Annotated in this window: 14 protein-coding genes; 8 read left to right on the forward strand and 6 right to left on the reverse strand. The window is 51.3% G+C overall.

Features of this window, described 5'->3' with window-relative positions:
• Window positions 1-106 precede the first annotated feature (106 nt).
• Window positions 107-289: an LBP_cg2779 family protein gene (locus tag FD09_RS02240; RefSeq protein ID WP_201782852.1), complete on the reverse strand. Its 183-nt coding sequence runs from the start codon at window positions 287-289 to the stop codon at window positions 107-109.
• A gap of 107 nt (window positions 290-396) precedes the next feature.
• Here FD09_RS02240 and FD09_RS02245 point away from each other — a divergent pair, with 107 nt between their 5' ends.
• Window positions 397-723, forward strand: coding sequence for a hypothetical protein (locus FD09_RS02245; protein WP_057817888.1), 327 nt, complete (start codon window positions 397-399; stop codon window positions 721-723).
• Window positions 724-725: 2 nt separating this feature from the next.
• Window positions 726-1,799, forward strand: coding sequence for a M42 family metallopeptidase (locus FD09_RS02250; protein ID WP_057817890.1), 1,074 nt, complete (start codon window positions 726-728; stop codon window positions 1,797-1,799).
• Window positions 1,800-1,873: 74 nt separating this feature from the next.
• Here FD09_RS02250 and lepB read toward each other — a convergent pair whose 3' ends face one another.
• A complete protein-coding gene (gene lepB / locus FD09_RS02255) occupies window positions 1,874-2,398 on the reverse strand; it encodes a signal peptidase I (RefSeq protein ID WP_083487494.1) in 525 nt (174 codons plus the stop codon).
• A 129-nt stretch (window positions 2,399-2,527) separates the two neighbouring features.
• Window positions 2,528-3,562, reverse strand: coding sequence for a hypothetical protein (locus tag FD09_RS02260; RefSeq protein ID WP_057817893.1), 1,035 nt, complete (start codon window positions 3,560-3,562; stop codon window positions 2,528-2,530).
• Window positions 3,563-3,720: 158 nt separating this feature from the next.
• Between FD09_RS02260 and FD09_RS02265 the strand changes: the two genes are divergently transcribed.
• From FD09_RS02265 to FD09_RS02275, 3 genes are all read left to right on the forward strand, one after another.
• Window positions 3,721-4,488: a hypothetical protein gene (locus FD09_RS02265; protein WP_057817895.1), complete on the forward strand. Its 768-nt coding sequence runs from the start codon at window positions 3,721-3,723 to the stop codon at window positions 4,486-4,488.
• An 81-nt stretch (window positions 4,489-4,569) separates the two neighbouring features.
• Window positions 4,570-5,532: an ABC transporter permease gene (locus tag FD09_RS02270; RefSeq protein ID WP_162261465.1), complete on the forward strand. Its 963-nt coding sequence runs from the start codon at window positions 4,570-4,572 to the stop codon at window positions 5,530-5,532.
• Window positions 5,529-6,902: an RsmB/NOP family class I SAM-dependent RNA methyltransferase gene (locus FD09_RS02275; RefSeq protein ID WP_057817899.1), complete on the forward strand. Its 1,374-nt coding sequence runs from the start codon at window positions 5,529-5,531 to the stop codon at window positions 6,900-6,902. The genes FD09_RS02270 and FD09_RS02275 overlap by 4 nt, the downstream gene beginning before the upstream one ends.
• Here FD09_RS02275 and fni read toward each other — a convergent pair.
• The 3 genes from fni to mvk are packed head-to-tail and all read right to left on the reverse strand — an operon-like array spanning window position 6,899 to window position 9,942.
• Window positions 6,899-7,957: a type 2 isopentenyl-diphosphate Delta-isomerase gene (gene fni / locus FD09_RS02280; RefSeq protein WP_057817901.1), complete on the reverse strand. Its 1,059-nt coding sequence runs from the start codon at window positions 7,955-7,957 to the stop codon at window positions 6,899-6,901. The two genes, FD09_RS02275 and fni, sit on opposite strands and share 4 nt — an antisense overlap.
• Window positions 7,950-8,960, reverse strand: coding sequence for a diphosphomevalonate decarboxylase (gene mvaD / locus FD09_RS02285; protein ID WP_083487448.1), 1,011 nt, complete (start codon window positions 8,958-8,960; stop codon window positions 7,950-7,952). The genes fni and mvaD overlap by 8 nt, the downstream gene beginning before the upstream one ends.
• Window positions 8,953-9,942: a mevalonate kinase gene (gene mvk / locus FD09_RS02290; RefSeq protein ID WP_235812193.1), complete on the reverse strand. Its 990-nt coding sequence runs from the start codon at window positions 9,940-9,942 to the stop codon at window positions 8,953-8,955. Before mvk ends, mvaD begins: the two co-directional genes overlap by 8 nt.
• Window positions 9,943-10,064: 122 nt before the next feature.
• Here mvk and FD09_RS02295 point away from each other — a divergent pair, with 122 nt between their 5' ends.
• Genes FD09_RS02295 through FD09_RS02305 form a run of 3 tightly spaced genes read left to right on the forward strand, consistent with a single transcriptional unit; the run spans window position 10,065 to window position 20,331 of the window.
• A complete protein-coding gene (locus FD09_RS02295) occupies window positions 10,065-13,733 on the forward strand; it encodes a PD-(D/E)XK nuclease family protein (protein ID WP_057817905.1) in 3,669 nt (1,222 codons plus the stop codon).
• Window positions 13,726-17,478 carry a helicase-exonuclease AddAB subunit AddA gene (addA, locus tag FD09_RS02300; RefSeq protein WP_057817907.1) on the forward strand — a complete coding sequence of 1,251 codons (3,753 nt, stop codon included), beginning with the start codon at window positions 13,726-13,728 and terminating at the stop codon, window positions 17,476-17,478. Before FD09_RS02295 ends, addA begins: the two co-directional genes overlap by 8 nt.
• Window positions 17,479-17,514: 36 nt before the next feature.
• On the forward strand, window positions 17,515-20,331 hold the full coding sequence (locus FD09_RS02305) for a helicase C-terminal domain-containing protein (protein WP_057817909.1): 2,817 nt from the start codon (window positions 17,515-17,517) through the stop codon (window positions 20,329-20,331).
• The last annotated feature ends 7 nt before the right edge of the window (window positions 20,332-20,338 follow it).

A 20,338-nucleotide genomic window follows, 5' to 3' on the forward strand; every position in this document is an offset into this window, starting at 1 on the left:
GTCTAACAATTATGGGGCACTTCAAACTGACTAATGTCAGTTTGGGATCTTTTGACCTTGACCGCTGCCGTTGAAGTCCCACTGAGCGGTCATTGAGGGGGAACGCTTAATTGCTGTTCATGTATTCCCGCAACTTCTTTTCTTCATCTGGTGTGGGATTAACTTCACCAGACTTGAAATCGTGGATCTTTTCAACGGAGAAATGACTGGAAAAAGCCATTTCGCCATCCGTCATGTCATGGGTCTTTTGAAAACGGATAATTTGCTCTGCAAACTTTGATAACGCCATGTTTTTGGTCCTCCTCAACATTCGATAACTTAAGCATAGCGAATTGACCGGTATTCGTCAAAGATTACACAGGCTGGTATACTTGGCTATGAAGGGAGTTTTACAGTATGGCGGATGACACATTATCAGAATTTCCGAAGAGCGAATTTGAGGCGTTTTCAACGGCCAAAATGTCCCATTTTTTACCCTATCGGAAGGGAATGGATCCAGCTGCTGTCGAACAATTTTTCGGCGCGGATTTGGGTACCAAAGCCGATTTTGATTCCACCCATTTAGTGGTATTTGATCACGGCCGGATGTTGAAAGTGAACCCAGGCGAGATTGTCGCTAAATTTCCCAATGGCAAATATAAGGTGATTACTGTGGAGTACTATCAAAAAAATTTCAATGAGCCCATTGTCGTGGATGATGTGGCTACAACCGAGGAGTCTTAGTGGTGAACAAAGAAGAATCTGTCGCTTTAATTCGTGATTTAAGCAACGCTAATGGTGTGTCTGGTTTTGAAGATGAAGTCGTGCGTGTGGCCACTGACTATGTGCAGCCCTATGCTCAGGTCACTGAAGACCATATGCGTAACTTACGCATCGATCGGCATGGTAACACTCAGATTAAACCCCAGTTGCAATTGGACGCGCATAGTGATGAAGTCGGGTATATGATTCAAGCCATTAAACCCAACGGCACAATGCGGTTTGTGACCGTAGGCGGCCAAGCCGCCGTGACCTTACCAGCGCACAAGGTGCGGATCCGCAACAACCAAGGCGACTATATCCCAGGTATTATCACTAGCACGCCGCCGCACTTTATGACTGCCGAAGAACGTCGCACCCTGCCGCCAGTCAGCGCACTCACTATTGATGTTGGCGCCACTTCTGCGGATGAAGTCCGTGATAAATTTGGGATTGATATCGGTGCTCCGGCAGTCCCTGCGGTGGACTTTGAGTATATTGCACAAAGCGATGTCATGATGGGCAAAGCTTTTGATAATCGGATTGGTACCGCGCTGCTTTTGCAGACCATTAAAGAACTGGCCGAAAAAGAACTGGCCGTGGATGTCGTCGGTTCGTTGTCTTCCCAAGAAGAAGTTGGGGAGCGCGGTGCCCAAGTCATGGTTCGCAAGATTAAACCGGATTTGGCCATTGTCTTTGAAGGTGCCCCCGCCGATGACACGGTTATGCCGGATTATATGATTCAAACCGGGATGCATCGCGGACCGATGCTGCGCGATTTTGATACCTCAATTATTGCCAGTCCGCGATTCCAAGCATTGGCCTTGAAGACTGCAAAGGATAACGGGATTAAAGTTCAACGGTCCGTCCGTACTGGCGGTGGTAACGATGGTGCAGTGATCAATCTGTATGCTGGCGCTCCGACTATCGTCATTAGTGTGCCGGTCCGGTTCGCCCATACTGCATACTGTTATGTGGCTTACGACGATTATGCAGCGGCTAAGAAACTGGCTGTTGCCTTGATCGAAGGATTAACTCCGGAGACAATCGCTGCGCTATAACGATTGCATGCGCGTCAAAAAAACGAGGTTCAGAATCTATTGAATAGATTCCGAACCTCGTTTGTTGTTTTTGGTTAAAAGCCACGCCATTGATTTAACGGCCAATAACGTAGTTTCACCACCCCGACGATGGCATCCTTCTGGATGAAGCCTAATGCCCGGCTGTCTTTAGAGACATTGCGATGATCACCCATCACAAAGTAACTATCTTTGGGTACCCGTTTACCCAGTGATAACGACTCTAAAGAAAAATTCTCGGTGTACAAAGTACCGTTGGTCAACTCGTTTTCATACTGTTTCAAAAACGGCTGATTGTATTTTTTACCATTGATGTACATGACGTCGTTTTTGGATTCAACGGTATTGCCGGGCATGCCGATGACCCGTTTGATATAGAGTGTGTTAGGCTCATCGGGGGCTTTGAGAATGACAATGTCACCGCGTTGAACGCTGGCATGGCGCAAGGCGATGATCCGATCGCCGGATTCAAAGGTTGGCTGCATCGACGGACCGGAGACTTGGTCGTTGGCTAAGACAAAGGTGAAAAGGAGAGCGATGATGCCGACAAAGACGGCGGCCATAATGAAGGTTTGCAACATCCATTGGCCAAATCTCTCTTCTTCTTGTTGTTGTGCTCTGGCTTCACGCCGATTGTTCGGTTCGTTCAATACCCGCCACACCTTCCAGTTGGATTCTTAAACATCATACCGCATTACGTTGGAAAGGGGCTAAAGTTTGTCCAGCCAGTCATTCCATGCACTAGGAGTCAGGAAAGGGAGCGGTTCTGGCTTGGCGCGGCGCATTTTGCGGAAGAGGCGGGGTTGCGGCAGGGCAATAATGTTGCCTAAAATTTGGGCGGCAGCGAAGGCGTCATGGGGATGTTCACGATTGGTGACGGCGGATAACACCACATCAGCGGTGCAATATGGATGGCGATTGGCCAGGACCACAGCTTGGGGTTGATGCTCCGCAGTGGCTAATGAAACGGCAGCATCCGCTCCCAGTGTATAATTTTGTTCTACTTGGACGTGGCGCAGCCATTGTTCGATGGTGGCTTCGTCGTAACGGGGATCGGCCATCAAGGTGTGCCAAGGATAACCGTTGGCACGCCCCCATTCAACAGCCTGACTAATCGCGGGGACATCAATGGCGGTCACAAAGGTAAGCGAATTTGGGCGCCCCTGGGTATGCCAAATATAGGCTAGAGTGGTGTACCAACCTAATGCTGGCAATGATCGGTTGGCTGGATCAGCAGTACCAGTGGGATCAATTTGGGCGCCCTGAGCATCCGGCTGCCAAGCGATCCGCTGGTTGTCTTGGGTGACCGTCAGGAGCCTTTGGGCCACCGGCTCACCACTGCGGGCGGTGCGCACAGCAGCGGGTACTTTCAATGCCGTCGCGGCACTCAGAATGGCCGCACTTTCCCACCAATCAATCCCCGTCGTAAACCATGGGGACTTGGTCAGGGGATACCAGATTGTTGAGAAATCAGCACTGCTGAGCGTTGCGCCATTGAACAATTCCCACACTGGGGTTTCGTTCACGGTGGTTCCCAACTTGAGCGGCGGTAGTGCGGAAATAAGGTCAGTTTCATCGGGCAACCAGGCCTGTTGACATGATTGGACAAAATCCGGCCAGGCGATATCGGTGGCCATTTCGGGCAGCACGATTGAGTCGGGAATAATTGTTTGCCGCTCTTCCACTGTTTGTGGACCAGCTCCGCCCTGTGTGAGACTGCTATCTTGTTTCCATTTGATTGACATGAATATCCTTCTTTCTGTGAAACGCTTCCTTAATTAGTTTACCACCGATAATTCTTGGCGGCGATCACGTTTCGTTAAAGCCTTGGCGGTGGGCCTTTGCGGGAAGCCTTTGGTCGCATATAATAGGGACATTAAGATTCCATATTACGGAGGGGATAATGTTGACACCAGGATGGCAGACGGCGTATTGGCGCCGCTTAGATACGCTGATGACCCAATTTGCCCCCGTTGTGCCGGCACTCCTCCCCCGCTACCGGATTATGACCCAGTGGGCGGCGGCCCTGAGTGTCCACACTGTTCCGCCAGTGGCTTTACCTAATTTGCAGTTGTCCACAGAGATGATCGCGATACTGCTTTGGCATTATCCGGCACAGCAAGCCAATATTCGCATGTTAGATCATCTGCTGGGTGAATTTCGTCATGTGGTTCAACGCCAATTTGGCGAATGGGCGATGGTATCTGCCCCGTTTGTCACGGCGTTGGCCGGCGCCTGGCAGGGTAAACGGGTAGTGGAATTGATGGCCGGCAATGCCTTGCTTTCCGCTGGATTAGCAAAGCAGCAGGTGGCTGTGACCGCGACGGACGATCTATCCTGGCAGGCCGCCAATGGGACAGGGCGTACCCCTTGGTATCCAGTCATCAATTTAGATGGTCAAAGTGCTGTCAAGCAAACTATGGCCACTACGGATGCCTATTTACTGGCTTGGAGTCCAGACGGCGACCCAGTGGATTGGCAGATTCTGCAAACATTACGAGCCGCTCATTGGCCGGGTGACTTATTAGTTATTGGGGAGTACAAAGGGGCCACAAATTCCGCGGTATTTTGGCAGCAGGCGCATTTGCGTACCACCCATTTGACACGGACTTTAAATCGATTACTGCCCCGTTTTGACTTAATTAATGAACGGGTGTTTCTGGCGCAATGATGATCTGGACGAAATGAGGTTTTTAAAATCAAACAGAAGTTGATCCTTTTAGTGGGAAATTTAGTGGCCTTTTTCTTAATTGTGTGGGCATTTAGTATTTCTGATCAACAAACGTATCAAAATCGACTCAATCGTAATGGCCTCTCTGCGTCGGCTTTACGGGTCAAAACAAACTCCAAAGAACGGGTAGCTACACTGATTCAAAAACTCGCCGACAGTCATTTGAAAAACTATCAGGTTCAATTGACGGATGCCGCCCATCCCACCGTCACGTATGTTTTTGCCCAAGGTGATTACACTCAGTTGCCCATTAGTTCCGGCCGGATGCTGACGGATTCGGACTTTTCTGCCCCCGTGCCTTTTGTGGTGGCGGGTGATGCCGTGAAAGATCGCCTCTACCAACCGGCTAATCAGGCCTATTACTACGACGGCAGCCGCTATCTTTCTGTTGTGGGAACAGTTGGGGCGGCCAATTCGACAGCCATCAATGACCATATTTTTATTTCATTATCCACTGCGCAAACCACGCTAAAAGGGCGGTTGCGGCATTATACAATCAATATTGACGGCACATTAGCCACTACCAAGCAAAAAGTGGCAAAACAGATCTTTAAAGTCAAGTCGTTTGCCAAGCCCAAGTATAAAAATAGCAACCAGACTGCTTGGGCCATTCCACCCATCGCTCTTACCACGGGCATTTTGCTGGTTGCCTTGGTATTGACCATTGGCATAGCTCGTTTCTTTGCGTTGGCAGAAATCAAGCAATTGAATGACACCCGGTTGGATCGTACACTGTATCGACATTTAACCTATGGCTATGTCCGCCAGTATTTCTTTTATGCTTTAGTGGGCATTGGTGCCGGATATTTTCTGGGCAGTTCCAGGCTCTATTTACTCAGTTACCAACAAATTTTCCTCACCGTGGCCCTCTATGGTATTTTACAGGCGGCTATGGTGGTCGTTAAAATTGTCCGGACAAAACAAAAACATGTGTTGACCGAAGAGGAAGAAGATCGCGCATACGAAAAGGAGCATCAAGGATGACATTAGCCACCGGCTTTGCCGAGAAATACACACAGTTACTGGGGTCCGACGCCCCCGCTTTTTTGAACAGTTTTAACCAACCTTTTGAAAAAGGGTATCGGCTGGATCCACTGCATCCCAGTGGCCGCTCTTTGGTCGCCGCGGATGCAGTGGCGGTACCGTGGGCAAATGATGGCTTTTTTGGCACCGTTCACGGCGCTGACCCTGCATTTTGGACCGGAGCAGTGTATTCGCAGGAACCCAGTGCCATGGCCGTGGGTCCTCAACTTCATGCCCAGCCAGGTGAACGGGTACTCGATGTGGCTGCGGCACCGGGGGGTAAAACCACCGACATCATTGGTCAAATGAATGACCAGGGGATGCTGGTCAGCAACGATATTGATCGCTCCCGGGCGAAAATTTTAGCGGAAAACGTGGAACGGTGGGGCGCTGCGCACACCGTGGTGACTAGCGCGACACCCAGCCAACTGCGCCAATCTTTTCCTGGCTTTTTTGATCGTATTTTACTAGACGCCCCTTGTTCCGGTGAAGGAATGTTTCGTAAGGATCCCAGTGCGATGCAGTATTGGCATCCCGACTATCCAGCTGAATGCGCCCATCGCCAGCGAGAAATTCTTCGGGATGTTCTACCGATGCTCAAAACTGGTGGAGACTTGGTCTATTCCACCTGCACATTCGCACCCGAAGAAGACGAGCAGATCATCGCTTGGCTGCTGCAGACTTATCCCGGTCTCTCCGTGGTCCCGATCCCTTTGGTTGGCGGAATGGTCGCCGGTCGGCCAGAATGGGCGGACGGCAACCCGGACTTGGCCGGTTGTGCACGGCTGTTTCCCAATTTAGTCCGGGGAGAGGGGCATTTTGTCGCCCATTTGCATTTTAGCGGTGTGAGTGAACCTGACGCTCAGCCGGCTAAACGGCATGAAAAAAACCGGCACGCAGCCGGTTTTACTCACTCTTTGACGAAGGCAGAACAGTCATTATTGGCAGCGTTTTGGGAGGACACTTTCAACACCCCCGTGCCAGTTGCGGCCAGTCGGTGGGGAAACCAAATCATCGCTTTGCCACCGGCGTATCCCGCTAGTGCAGCCAAGCTCAAGATTATGCGGCCAGGTTTGATCATCGCCGATATTAAGGGTCATCGTTTGGTGCCCAATCATGCGTTGGCATTGGCGATTCCGCGAGACCAGTGGCGATTTGAAGAACCAGTGGATTTAGGCGCAGCAAATCAGTATCGTCACGGGGAAACATTACCCACGACGATGACTGGGCGCCACTGGGTATTGATGACTTATGCCGCCTCCGGTTTTGCGGTGGGGCACGCCGTCAATGGGACGATTAAGAACTTTTATCCGAAAGGGTTGCGTATCTAAGGCAGAGACAAGTGGCGCTGCTGGGCATAATTGCTCATCTCTGGCTCCCACCACAAGGGTTGGCGGCGCAATTCGGTAATGTCGCGGGCATTGACGAGAGCAAAGAGCGCAGGCAATTGATCAAGCCAAGTGGATACTAGGTCGCTGGTGCCGTTCAGTCCGACGTGCATTAAACTTCTTAACAGGAAACCGGCCACACCCACACCGGCAGCACCTAATCGGAGGGCAGTGAGGACGTCCAGTGGATTCGTGATTCCACCGGAAGCCAGCACTGTTCCTTTTTTTTGGAAAGATTGACTTTCTAAGAGGCTCTGTGCAGTGGTGAGTCCCCAATCGGCCAGATAATCGTAAGTGTGGCCGGGGCGGCGGGCATTCTCAATGGCGGCAAAATTGGTCCCGCCGCGGCCGCTTATATCGACTGTGGTGACCCCCACCGCCGCCAACTGCAGCAGTGTTTCTTGGCTCATCCCGAAGCCGACCTCTTTCACCACCACCGGCACGGCACTCTCTTGCACAATGGCTGCGATGTGTGTCAACCAATCGGTGGCGACATGGCCCTCAGGCATCACGGTTTCCTGGACGGTATTGACATGAATTTGTAAGGCATCAGCGGCCAGCAGTGCAACCGCGCGGCGTGCTTCAGCAGGGGACTTATCGGCCCCAATATTGGCCAGGATAAAACCGTCTGGGTTCTTTTCGCGCACGATGGTAAAACTGTCCGTCAAGGCGGGAATGCTGAGGGCGGCCGACAATGAGCCCACAGCCATGGGTAAGTGGAAACGCCCCGCAATTTGCGCTAATTGGCCATTGATTTCCTTACCCTTCGCTGAGCCCCCGGTCATGGCGTTGATATATAACGGCGTGGGGAACTGGCGGCCCAAAAAGTGTGTGCTTAGGTCCACTTGAGTCGCCGCCACAGTGGGAATGCTTTGGTGGACAAAATGCACGTCGGTCAATCCATTCCCATTGCCCGTAAACCGGGTCGCCAGCGCGATATGTTCATCTTTCCGCCGGGAATAGGGATTATTGGGGTAGGGGTGTTTCGTATCAGGCATGGGTATTTTCCTCCTTCCGGGTTTGGTGGTAACTCATTTCCGGACCGGCATGGGTAATGGTCACCTGGGCGGTGGGAAATTCCGTCTGCAGCCAAAGTTGCAACTGAGTGACATAAGGTGCCAGCGTCAATAATTTAACATTTGGGCCTGCATCCACTGTGGCATAAACCGGGATACCGGTACGTTCACGCAATTGACCGACTTGCTGAATCAATGCCAATGTACTGGGCAAGAAGTAGGTAAAGGGCGGCCGAGCCGCCAGGGTAGCAGCGTGCATCGCCAGCGCGTTGCCCTCCGCAATGGTGCCGACCGCACGAAAGTCGCCTTGGCGCAATGCAGGTAACAACAGGGTCAGATCTTCATCGGCGCGCTCCGTCCAAGCGGCAAAATAACTGGACGTGGCGGCGGTTCGCGCCATGCCGTCCGTACTGCCAATCGATTTGGGCTGATCTGAGAAAACAACAGCAACGACCCGAATGCTAGCCAGTAATTCTGGCGCTGCGGCCACCGGCATCGCAAAAGAACTGTCGTCATCATGACCCGCAAACCAGCGGACAAAGCCACCGTCGATGGAGCGTGTGGCCGAACCTGACCCTCTGCGCGCTAACCGGCTTAACTGGCGATGGTCCAAGGTCAGCCCCGCTGCCTTTGCCGCCGCTCCGGCCAATGCGGCCATGCCTGAAGCTGAACTGGCCAGCCCCGCGGCCGTGGGCACGTGATTGTAACTTTCAATCAAGGCAGCACTTTGAATGTGGGCCAAAGAACGGACCTGGTCCACCACTTTGACGGCTTTTGTTAATGCCGGCCCCGTCAAGGTCTGATCATCTAAACGGAGCGTATCTTTGGCTGCGCCGCCAAAAGTCACCCGAGTCTCGGTATAAAAATCGGCTAGGGTGAGAGAAAGGGAGTCGTTGGCGGGGAGCATTAATTCTGAGTCTTTTTTCCCCCAATATTTAATGAAGGCAATATTCGTGTGAGCCCGTGCCCAAAGTGCGTTAGTCATGATTGTTTTCCTCCGTATCCAAAGGGTCGATCCACGTGGCTGAAGCGTGGGCATCTTGTAAGGCTTTGTTCACGCGGCCGGCTGTGGCCAAGTCAGGACAAAGGGCAATCATGCAGCCGCCGCGGCCGCCGCCAGTCAATTTGGCTCCCAAGGCCCCCGCTTGGCGGGCAACAGCAATCAAGTGGTCAAGGGCGGGATCACTCACTGTCAGTTGCTGTAATAGGCTTTGATCCTGGTTTAGTAAGGACCCCAATGTCTCTAAATCTCCAGTATGAATAACGCGGCGGCCTTGTTCGGCAATATCCCCCAGCTCGGTTAAGGCAGTATTCGTGGCCTGCGGCTGGGTCTGCCGTAATTGACGGACCGCCGCCACCGCCGGACCTGTTTCACCTTGTTTGCCAGAATCAGCAATGACTAACACCCCCCGTAACGGGTCCGTTAATGGGACAATTGGCGCATTCTTGACGAACCACAGAGGGACCGCACTGGCCGTGGTGGCCGCATCAATCCCACTGGGAGTGCCGTGGATAATATCTTCTGAGACCGCGGCCCAGCGTTGTAATAAGGCATCGCTGAGGGGCACAGCTGCATAATCATAGAAAGCCCGGGTTAAAGCAATGGCAGTGGCCGCGCTGGAGCCCATTCCCCGGGCCGTGGGAACTTGAGAGTCGATAGTGATGGCCAGCGGCACGGTAATCGCTAAACGATCGGCCAAATCTCGCCAGAGCGCCAGCGGACCGTGCAGGGAACGGGGCGCCGTGGCCACCGGTCCAGTAAAAAACGATGTTGTCAGCCAATCCGGTTGCCCGCTGACTTGTGGCTTGATTGTCACCACACAGGGGACCGCCTTTAAGGGTAAACAAATGGCCGGGAAGCCATACACCACTGAATGATCCCCAATTAAAATAATCTTGGCATGGCTTTTTCCCATCCCAACTTGCATAAAATACACCTCGTCCTTTCGCAAAAATATCTTCTTCAATTGTGCCGTCAAATGGCGCAAAGCGCAACAGATAAGCAGGCAAATACGTGTTTGCCTAACAGCCGGGAATGTGGCAAAATTTAAGTATTAGATTCGTTACGGAGAAAAGGAGCTGTGTCGCCATGCAGGAGCAAACAGCAAATAGTAAGGTTACCATACTGACGGGTCCATTGACCAAGGACCATCATCGCGAATTGGTCAAACGGATTGCCGATGACTTGGCCCGCCATCCCACAGGCCAAGTCTTTTATTTAGTGCCCAACCATATTGCGTTTGAAATCGAACGGAGTACTTATCAAGCACTCAGCCAGGACCCGCGTTTTGCTAATCCGTTGGCTCCCGATGTCCATGCATTCGGGAATATTCAGATTTCCGCATTTGATCGGCTGCTCTGGTATTTCCTGCAAAAAGATCCCAAATATACCGCTTTGACTGCCACAGACACCGCTCAAACGATGGTTTTATCTAAAATTTTGGTGGAATACGGCGACGATCTCCAACTTTATCGGGGGGAAGTCCACAATCCGGGATTCTTAGAGCAATTGCGCTTGCAGCTGGGCGAGTTAGCCAATGCCGGAATTGATGCGGATATCTTGACGCTGCTCCAAGATGCGGAAGGGACCCAGGAATTTCATGCAAAAATGCACGACTTGACGATTATTGCGCGCGCTTTTCCAGAAGAATTGGGACGTTATTTTGTCTCTCCTGAGGAACGATTTGCCTATGCCATCAAACAATTTCAGGCCCATCCAGAATGGTTCGCCGATACTCGGATTTATGTCAGCGGGTTCGATCGCCTCGATGCCAGCTTTTTAAGTATTCTCCAAGTGTTGATGCGGCTGAGCGTGCACACCACTGTCGATCTTATCGGTGATGAGGGTGATCTGACAGGCCAAACTGACCAAGACGCGGCACCATTTTTTGCACCGACTAAACGGCTCTATACCCAGTTAACGGAGAGTGCTCCGGGGGCAATCAATTTGGTCGCTGTGTCAGAAGAGGCGGCGTATACACCTACCATGGCGAAATTGGCCGATTATTGGGTCGCCAGTGCGCGGGGACTGCCGGTGACTGACAATGCGACCAACAAGGGAGTGAAGATCTGGCAAGCAGCCACTCGGCAGGACGAATTGACTGCTGTCACTGCAGAAATTAAACGCCTGGTGGCGAGTGGCCACTATCGTTACGGCGACATGCGTATTTTGACGCCTGATCTGGCCCAATACGAAACCATCATTCGTCCAACATTCCAACAAGCCGGCGTGCCATACTTTTACGATCGGGCGGTACAGATGACGGATCATCCATTGGTTCAAGTCATCTCGGCCATCGGCGAATTGATCAATGGCAATGTGACTTACGCTAATCTTTTCAGTTTGTTGCGGACTGAATTGGTTTTACCCAAGGAGATAGCCGCTCAAGCGGCGGCAACCACATTGACAGGCGGGCAAACGCCCGTGTATTTGGCCACTTTCCGCAATCAAGTGGATGCGGCCGAAAACTATACATTGGGGCACGGCCTGCAGGGCAGTCAATTTGCCAAAAAGGATCCTTGGCAGGAGGCCAATGCGCCAGTATCTGAGGAGGATGATGAGGTGAGTGCGATTTCCACCCATCTTTCTGCTGGCGAACCGATTCATCTGTTTATCCGGAATGAATTATTGCCATTTGTGAACAAATTGAAAAAGGCCGCCGATGGGAAGAGCGCGTTGACATTGTTATATCACTTCTTGACCCAGCACGGACTAATCAGTCAATTCACGTTTTTCCGCAACACAACTCAGCAATCCGGTGATCCAGTCGGGGCAGATCGCCCGCGTCAGGCCTTTGCCGTGTTTACCCGTTTGCTGGATGAATATGTGCAAATTCTAGGGGACCAACCTTTTTCCACAGACGATTTCACTGCAATATTTTCCGCCGGGTTCAATGCCGCCAGTTACAAACAAATTCCGGCGGTCATTGATACGGTTCAAATTGCTGATTTGGGGGTCACCACAGCAGCGAACGCCAAAGTGACCTTTATTATTGGTGGTACCGCCAATTCTTTGCCGGCACCTGTGGAATCAACCAGTTTACTCAGTGATCGTGACCGAGAATCGATTCTGGCTTTGCAGGATCAATTAAGCGCCAAAGATCCCGACCAGGCGGCGGCGCTGTCTACCTTGAGTGGAGGGACTGAGGATCGCCTGGCGGCTAGCGAATATATTGCGTACAAGGCCTTTTTCAGTGCCACTGAGCGACTGTATTTGTGCTATCCGCAACTGCAGGCAGAAGAAAGCCAACGGATTTCGCCCTATTACGACCGGATTCAACGGCATCTCAATTTAATTCCGATTTATGTGGATTTTTCCGGCGAGGGTTTAGTCCGTGCCCAAACTCAGCAATATATTGGTCACTGGTTGGCCACGCCGTCGCTGGCGGGAAGCTGGGTCGTCAAGGCACTGCGGGTGGATCAACAAAATTTATTTTGGCAAACGGTCGCGTGGCATCTGCAGCATAGTGACACCAAGCCACGCCAAAACTATTATCAATTTATTTTATCTGCCCTCAACTATGAGAATCGAGTCGGTCAGTTGTCCCCGGATATTGTTCAAGACTTGTACGGCAATCATTTAAATGTGTCCGTGTCCCGACTGGAACAATACTATCAAAACCCGTACGAATACTTTCTACAATATGGACTGCGGTTGACTGAGCGGGACACATACGATCTGACGCCAGCGGAAACGGGCAGTTATTATCATTGGGTGCTGGATCACTTAATCAAAACGATCCACGCTCAACAGCAAGACATCGCGCATTTAGATGATCAAACGTTGGCTGATATGGTCCAAGAGATTGCTGGTGCTGCAGTGCATGAACCATTTTTTGCGATTCTGAACGGTTCCGGCCGGATGAAGTTTTTGCGGCAATTGTTGGCGCGAACATTGCAGTACATGGCGTGGCTGCTTAAGGAACAGGCTGAAAGATCCGCGTTGCGGCCACTGGCGACGGAAGTTCTTTTTGGTCAAGCCGGGATGCCTGGCGGTTTGCCCGCTCTAGAGTATCCGTTAGGCCGGGAGCATTCCGTGCGAATACGCGGAAAAATCGATCGGATCGACGGCTTTCACGATCAAGAAACTAATCAAGATTTCTTAACAGTGATTGATTACAAGTCGTCTAGTCACCAATTCGAGTACGGCCAAGCACTCTATGGTTTGTCTTTACAGTTGCAAACCTATCTGCAAGCCCTATTGAATGCGCTGGGCAAACCTGGCGATTTGGCCCTGCCGGGTCGAGCTACCGTCGCGGGCGGCTTCTATTTGCATATTAATGAACCGTTGCTGCCCATGGCCGATGCGTTGAAAAAGAAGGATAGTGCTGAGCAAATTTTCACTGAAACGATGTTAAAAAAGAACCAATTCAAAGGTATTGTCCTCGCAGATGATGCGTTCTTGACCCAGGCTGATACGAGTCCGCAACGCACAATTCTATTAGCAGGGACCTCGAATACGAAAAAGAGCGGTTACCGCAATAAAAATGCCCTCACTCAAACCGATATGGATACGATTTTAACGTACAACGAATATATGATTCGGCGGGCGGCGGCCAGTATCTTAGCGGGGGACATTGCCTTGCGCCCAGCCCGCTTTGCGGACGGCCGGACATTACTGTCATATTCACCGTATCAAAACGTGATGTACTTTGACCACATGTTGAAGGAAAACCAATACATGCCAATCCCCAAATTGGATGACCCGCAAAGTGCAATTCGGCAAATGCAAGAAAGGATGGCTGACAACCATGAGTAATACCAAGTTTACTGCCAATCAACAAGCTGCCATTGCCCATGCCGGCCATAATATTCTCGTGTCTGCGAGTGCCGGGTCCGGAAAAACCACTGTCTTGGTGGAGCGGGTGATTCAAAAACTCATTCATGGCGAGGACATTGATCGCTTATTGATCGTGACGTTTACCCAGGCAGCGGCGGCGGAGATGCGGGAACGGATCCGTGCGGCCTTGGCCGCCAAGGCAAATGAAACGACTGACCGGACACTGCGCTTACATTTGCGCAAACAATTGGCCCATATCGGTTCTGCTGATGTTTCTACACTGGATGCGTTTTGCGCGCGCGTGGTTCGTCGCTTTTATTACGTGATCAATTATGATCCGGCTGTGCGGACCCTGGGTGATGATAATGAACGACTGCTATTGTGGCAGCAAGTCTGGGAACGCGTCCGGGACCAATACTATGAAGACGACGATCAGGATTTTCTCGATTTAGTCAGCAACTTTACGACTGGCCGCAGTGATGATGGATTGACCAAGTTGGTCTTTCGATTATTGACGAATGCCATGGCCAGTCCTGATCCGTTGGGATGGATTGACCAAGTGCCGGCACTTTATGATTTCCCGCAAACCACCGCCGGTCTTGACCACTCGCCATTATTGGCGGAAAACCAGCCAGGTAATTTACGCGCCCAGATTGTATTGACCTATCAAGATTTGCTGCAGCAATATACGCAGCAAGTGACCGGTGTCGCCGAAATCGCAGATTTAAGTAAGTTGTATACGTTTGGTATGGAGGAAACGGACACGCTGGCGGATGTTTTGCCAGTCATCCAACACGGTGATTTTGATGGTATTCGACAGGGCTTGCTCGATGCGCAAAATGTCTTGAAAAACCGATTCCCAGTTTTCACGAAGCGGAACACTGAGGAATCTTTATTGGCTGTCAAAGACCAAGTCAAAGCCGCCCGAGACGATATTAAGGCATTTGTGACAGAACAATTAACGGGTCCGTTTCTATTAACCGCCAGCGACTGGCTGCCTATCATGGCGCAAGCGCAAAAACTCACTGATAAACTTACCCAAGTACTCCATGATTTCGCCGAAGCACTCACGCAGACAAAAAAGCGGCGCGGAATTGCTGAGTTTGCCGATATTGAGTTGGCAGCATTACAGATCTTGCAAACTAAAACTGAAACAGGGATTCAACCCAAGGTGTTCTTTGCGGAGAAGTATCATGAAATTATGGTCGATGAATATCAAGACACCAATCCGTTACAGGAGGCGATTTTGACCACCATCGCCGCTTCTCATCCGGGGAATATGTTCATGGTCGGGGACATTAAACAGTCCATCTACGGATTCCGTCAGGCAGACCCCACTTTGTTTGCCAAAAAATATGTGCAGTATGGCCAAGCTGATACGAGCAGTGAACGAATCGTCTTAGCAGAAAACTTTCGTTCGGCGAAAGCAGTCGATGATATGGTGAATTATGTTTTTAAGCAGCTGATGGATACGGCTGTCGGGGATGTCGTGTACGATGACAATGCCCAGTTACAATTTGGTGCCAGTTACTATCCCCAAGAAACTGCTGAGAAAACAGCTGTCATGTTGGTCCCGGATGAAGTGCCTGATGAGGACGCCACTGCTAACCGGATCCCGTTAACAGGGATTGCGGCCCAAACAGCCGCAGTGGGGGCGAAGATCCAGTCTTTGGTGACTCAGCAGACGGCTATTTTTGATAAACAGTCGGGTCAGTTGCGGCCACTGCAGTATTCTGATATTGCGATTATTGTGCCCACCAGAGGTGCTAATCTGGATATTTTGGATGGTTTAGATGCCTTCGGGGTGCCAGTGGTGATGAACGATGCCAAAGAATACTTCCAAACCACGGAAATCACTGTCATGCTGAACTACTTGAGTGTCATTGACAATCCTCGCCAAGACATCCCGCTGGCAGGCCTCTTACGCTCGCCAATCGTTGGCTTCACTGCCGATGAGTTGGCCACTATTCGGATCCATCATCAAGCCGGGCCTTATTATGCGGCTTGGCAGCATTTCGTGGCTGACCCAGCCGCGCCTGGGCAGGAGACACTGCACCAAAAGGCAGTCGCCTTGGCCCACCAAATTGAGCAATATCGTACATTAAGCAAACAAGTACGGATCGCCGATTTAATTTGGCAAATTTATTTGGATACCGGCTTTTTGGATTATGCCGGCGGGATGCCTTCAGGAAAACAACGCCAGGCTAATTTGCACGCCCTGTATGAACGAGCTAATGATTACGAAAATAGTGGTTTTAAGGGTATTTTCAACTTCATCCGCTTCATTCACCAAGTTCAAGAAAACGATCAGGATTTGGCGATGTCACCGGTTACCAGTACAGATGATAATGCAGTGACCGTAATGACGATTCATGGCAGCAAAGGTTTGGAATTTCCGGTCGTCTTTTTGCTAAATGCGCAACATAATTTCAACCGGACAGATGAACGCGGAGCGGCCATTGCGTTGCGAAATGGTGGCATTGGCATCAAAATCAACGATTATCACCAACACATTGCCTTTGCCACCCCTCAGCATTATTACGCCCAAACCGTGCTCCATCAGGTTTCTCAATCTGAAGAACTGCGTAAGCTATACGTGGCTTTGACTCGGGCCCGGCAGCTGTTGTATGTCGTGGGATCAATCAAGAATGACGCGGCCGCCATGGTGAGCAAATGGGCCAGCGCGGTACGGACAGACACACCGTTGCTGGCGGTCACTAAGCGGGAGAGTGCCAGCAACTTCTTGGATTTGATTATGCCCGCACTCTTGCGGTTGCCCGCCGTGAATACTGTGCTCGATGCAGATGGTTTGGTGCAGACTGACCAAAGTTTGGGCGAACCTGCCATAAGTGTGGCGGTGAGTCCACCAACCTCGGCTCCCCAGCGAGCGCAGAGTCGCAAAAAATCAATTCAAGTGGAAGTGTCCCAATTTCCAGAGCTGCAGGATCAAAGTCAGCGCTGGCGGACAACCTATCGCTACACCGTGGCCACGCGGACAACGGCTTTCCAATCTGTGACCGAAATCAAGCGCCAAATGGATGATCCAGCCAACGACGAACTCACCGTGAGTCGCGCCGTGGCTGCCCACTATACGGCTACTCCGGCCAATCGCTATGCAAAAGACGATGAATTCAGTGCGCCAGAGTTTGTCACGGCTCAGGCCAAACCAATGGCCACAGCAGTGGGGACGGCCACCCACCTGGTGTTTCAATCGATTGATCTACATCATCCCGTGACTGAAGCCACCGTCCAGGACAAAATAGGCAAATTGGTGGCGGATGGCAAATTAACTGCCATCGTGGCCGATCAAATCGATGTGGCTGGCATCGCGGCTTTTTATGCCACTGATTTAGGCCAGCAAATATTGGCGCAACCAGCCGCCGTCCAACGGGAAGTGCCGTTTTCTTTAATGCTTCCACCCACCCGGGTCTTTCCTGGTACCAAAGTGACGGACTTCCCACCAGACAGCGATGTTCTGATTCATGGTATTATAGACGGGTATTTGGCGCCGCTAGACGGTGGCGACATTATTCTGTTTGATTACAAGACAGACCGGCTAGCCACATTGCCCAACGGTGCCGCAAAACTGCGACAAGAATATGCTGTGCAATTGCAGTTGTACGCTGCGGCGCTCACTGGCATGCTGCATCGGCCAGTGGCCAAGCGTTACCTTTACGCTGTGTTGAGTGGGGCACTCATTGCGGTGCCGCCAGCAGATTTCTAATTTATTGATTGTGACAGAGAAGGGAAGGGTCAAACGATGCGCACAGGGCGCCTTTACGCCGTCGTGGATCTAGAGACCACAGGGACTGATTATGCACAGGGTGACCGGATCATCCAGTTCGGTTGTGCATTAGTGAAGAATGGTAAAATCGTCGATACCGTGTCCCAAAACATCGACCCGCATCAGGCGCTGCTGCCTGCAATTCGGAATCTCACAGGGATTCATGACAAGGAATTGGCGCAGTCGCCAGACTTCCAAGAAATCGGAGAAACGCTGCATGGTTTGTTAACCGATGCTGTTTTTGTTGCCCACAATGTGAACTTTGATTTGCCCTTCATTAATTCGGAATTTGCTGGGTTGGGTTTGCCGCCAGTGGGGCAGGAGGCTTTGGACACGGTCCAACTGGCGCAAATTTTGCTGCCGGAGGCACCGAGCTATAAATTGTCTGATTTGACTAAGTTCTTGGGAATTACCCATGACAACCCCCATCGAGCAGACAGTGATGCCATCGCCACTGCTAAGTTGTTTATTTTGCTGGACCATCGTCTCAGCGCACTACCGCTAGTCACCCGGGTCCAATTAGGCAAAATGGGCACCCATTTGCTGCGGCAAACTGGTGATTATCTTTACGCTGCTGGTCAGCAAACTAATCAGTCCGCGGACAGCGATCGTTTTGTGGTGGTCAATGGCTTGGCGTTGCGCCAAGTGACAGAGACGGTGCCAGTACCGGCGCCCTATGTTCCGTATCCCACTACCCAAAAAGAAATGACCGCTTTATTACGGCCGCGTTTCACTGCTCGTAAGCGACAGATCAAAATGATGAATGCCGTGTATCGCCATGCCCAAAACGGTCAGGTGCCGTTGCTTATTGAAGCCGCCACCGGGTCGGGGAAATCTTTAGGATATCTGTTGCCATTGATTTTGCGGCAGCAGGATACTCAACAGCAAATTATTGTGACGACATCGACGATTGCGTTGCAGGAACAATTGGCGCAGCAAACCCTGCCAGCCATCGCGGCGGTGCTGCAAACGACATTACGGGTGGAAATCGTTAAGAGTGATACCCACTATATTGATTTAGCTCAATATCAGGAGTTATTGCACCGTCAAGACTTGAATGAGGGCAGCCAAATCCTCATGATGAAGATTTTGGTGTGGCTGACCCAAACGACCACGGGTGATTTGCAGGAATTGCAGTTGACTACATACCGTTCACCGTTGTTCAGTGAAATCGTGAGTGGGCAAGAGGATGACGCCGATTCGCCCTGGTATGCTGTGGACTTTTTACGGCGGGCCCACGCTCGCCAAGATGCCGCGCAAATATTAATCACGAACCATGCTTACTTCACCCGGCACTATGCCGAGCAACCCTTTGCCCGACATGCCTTGGTCGTTGTGGACGAAGCACAGCATGTGGCCGATAGTGCGGTGGATGCATTAATGGCAAAGGGTAATTTGCCGACGATTTTACGTTATTTACACCGCATTAAAGCGGTGGTGGACAGCGTGGTGCGGCAGGAACAATGGGGTAATGGTGATTTGTTTCGGTACCAGGTCGTTTCTGTGACCCAAGCCATTGATGGTTTAACCGCTCGCACCAATGCCTTACAGGGAATGCTCTATGAACAGGCTATTCAGGGCAATGTTGTGCGCGCCGAGCGCAATCAAACCATTCAACGCCTGTGGCAGCCGGATGAGAGTAATGCCGACATGTTGGGTCGGCAATTGGAACAGTTGGATGATCTCTTGAATCAGCTCTTCCATAACTTGCACCAATTGACCACCGTCATCGCCGACCAGGCCGATCATTGGTCTAAACAGGTCATTGCAATGGGTGAAACCATCCAAACGACTTTGGAGGAACTGGCGCCGCTGACCGACGATCTTGCCCAATTGGCGCAAGTCCAGCAATACCATAGTGCCAGTGCCGGATATGTGGTTCAAATGCGTAATTACGGTGACCTGCATTCCGTCTCTTTGCATTGGTGCCAAGTGGACATTCAGGCATTGTGGTCGGCGGTGACCAAACGCTTTGCACCGTTTATCTATGTCGGTGCCACGCTGCGCATCATGGATAGCTGGCAACCGTTTTGTCAGCCTTTGGGCATTACGGACGCTACCAAAATGGTGTTGGCCAATGGGTTTGCCTATAAACGAATGGGCCGCGTGTTTATTGTGCCGGATGCCCCGGATATTAAGGAGACAGTTCCTGCAGAGTATGCCCACTATGTTGCCACCATGATCAATCAGTTGGCGATGGCCAACCATGAACGGATCCTCGTGTTGTTCAATTCTTTGAGCATGATCCAGAATGTGTATGATGATATTTCTGAAATACGTCTGGTTGGTTCGCGGGAGTTGTTAGCTCAAGGTGTCACTGGTTCTGTGGAAAAGGTCATGAAGCGCTTTAAATTGTCTGATGGTGCAATTCTATTGGGAGCAGCGACTTTTTGGGAAGGAATCGATTTGCCCAATGATACGCTCCAGATCTTGGTCGTGACCCGGTTGCCGTTTGAACCGCCGACTCGGCCGCTGACTCAACTTCGAGCAAATTTGATCACCCAGCGCGGCGGCAATCCTTTTCGCCAAGATGCCTTGCCCCGGGCTACCCAACGCCTGACCCAAGCGTTTGGCCGTTTGTTCCGATCGCGGCACGATCATGGCGTCATGATCGTGTTGGATCGGCGTATTATGAGTGAAAGCTGGGGCCATCAAATTCTGCATAATTTACCCCGTACAGTGCCCAAGGTGCAACTGGCCAGTCAAGAGGTGGCCAGCGCCACGGCAGATTTTTTGGCCGGTCGCGTCCCACAAATTGCAGAAACTAATCCGTTGCCCACAAGCGACCATTAATTGTTAT

The sequence above is a fragment of the Schleiferilactobacillus perolens DSM 12744 genome, assembly GCF_001435585.1.
GTDB lineage: Bacteria > Bacillota > Bacilli > Lactobacillales > Lactobacillaceae > Schleiferilactobacillus > Schleiferilactobacillus perolens.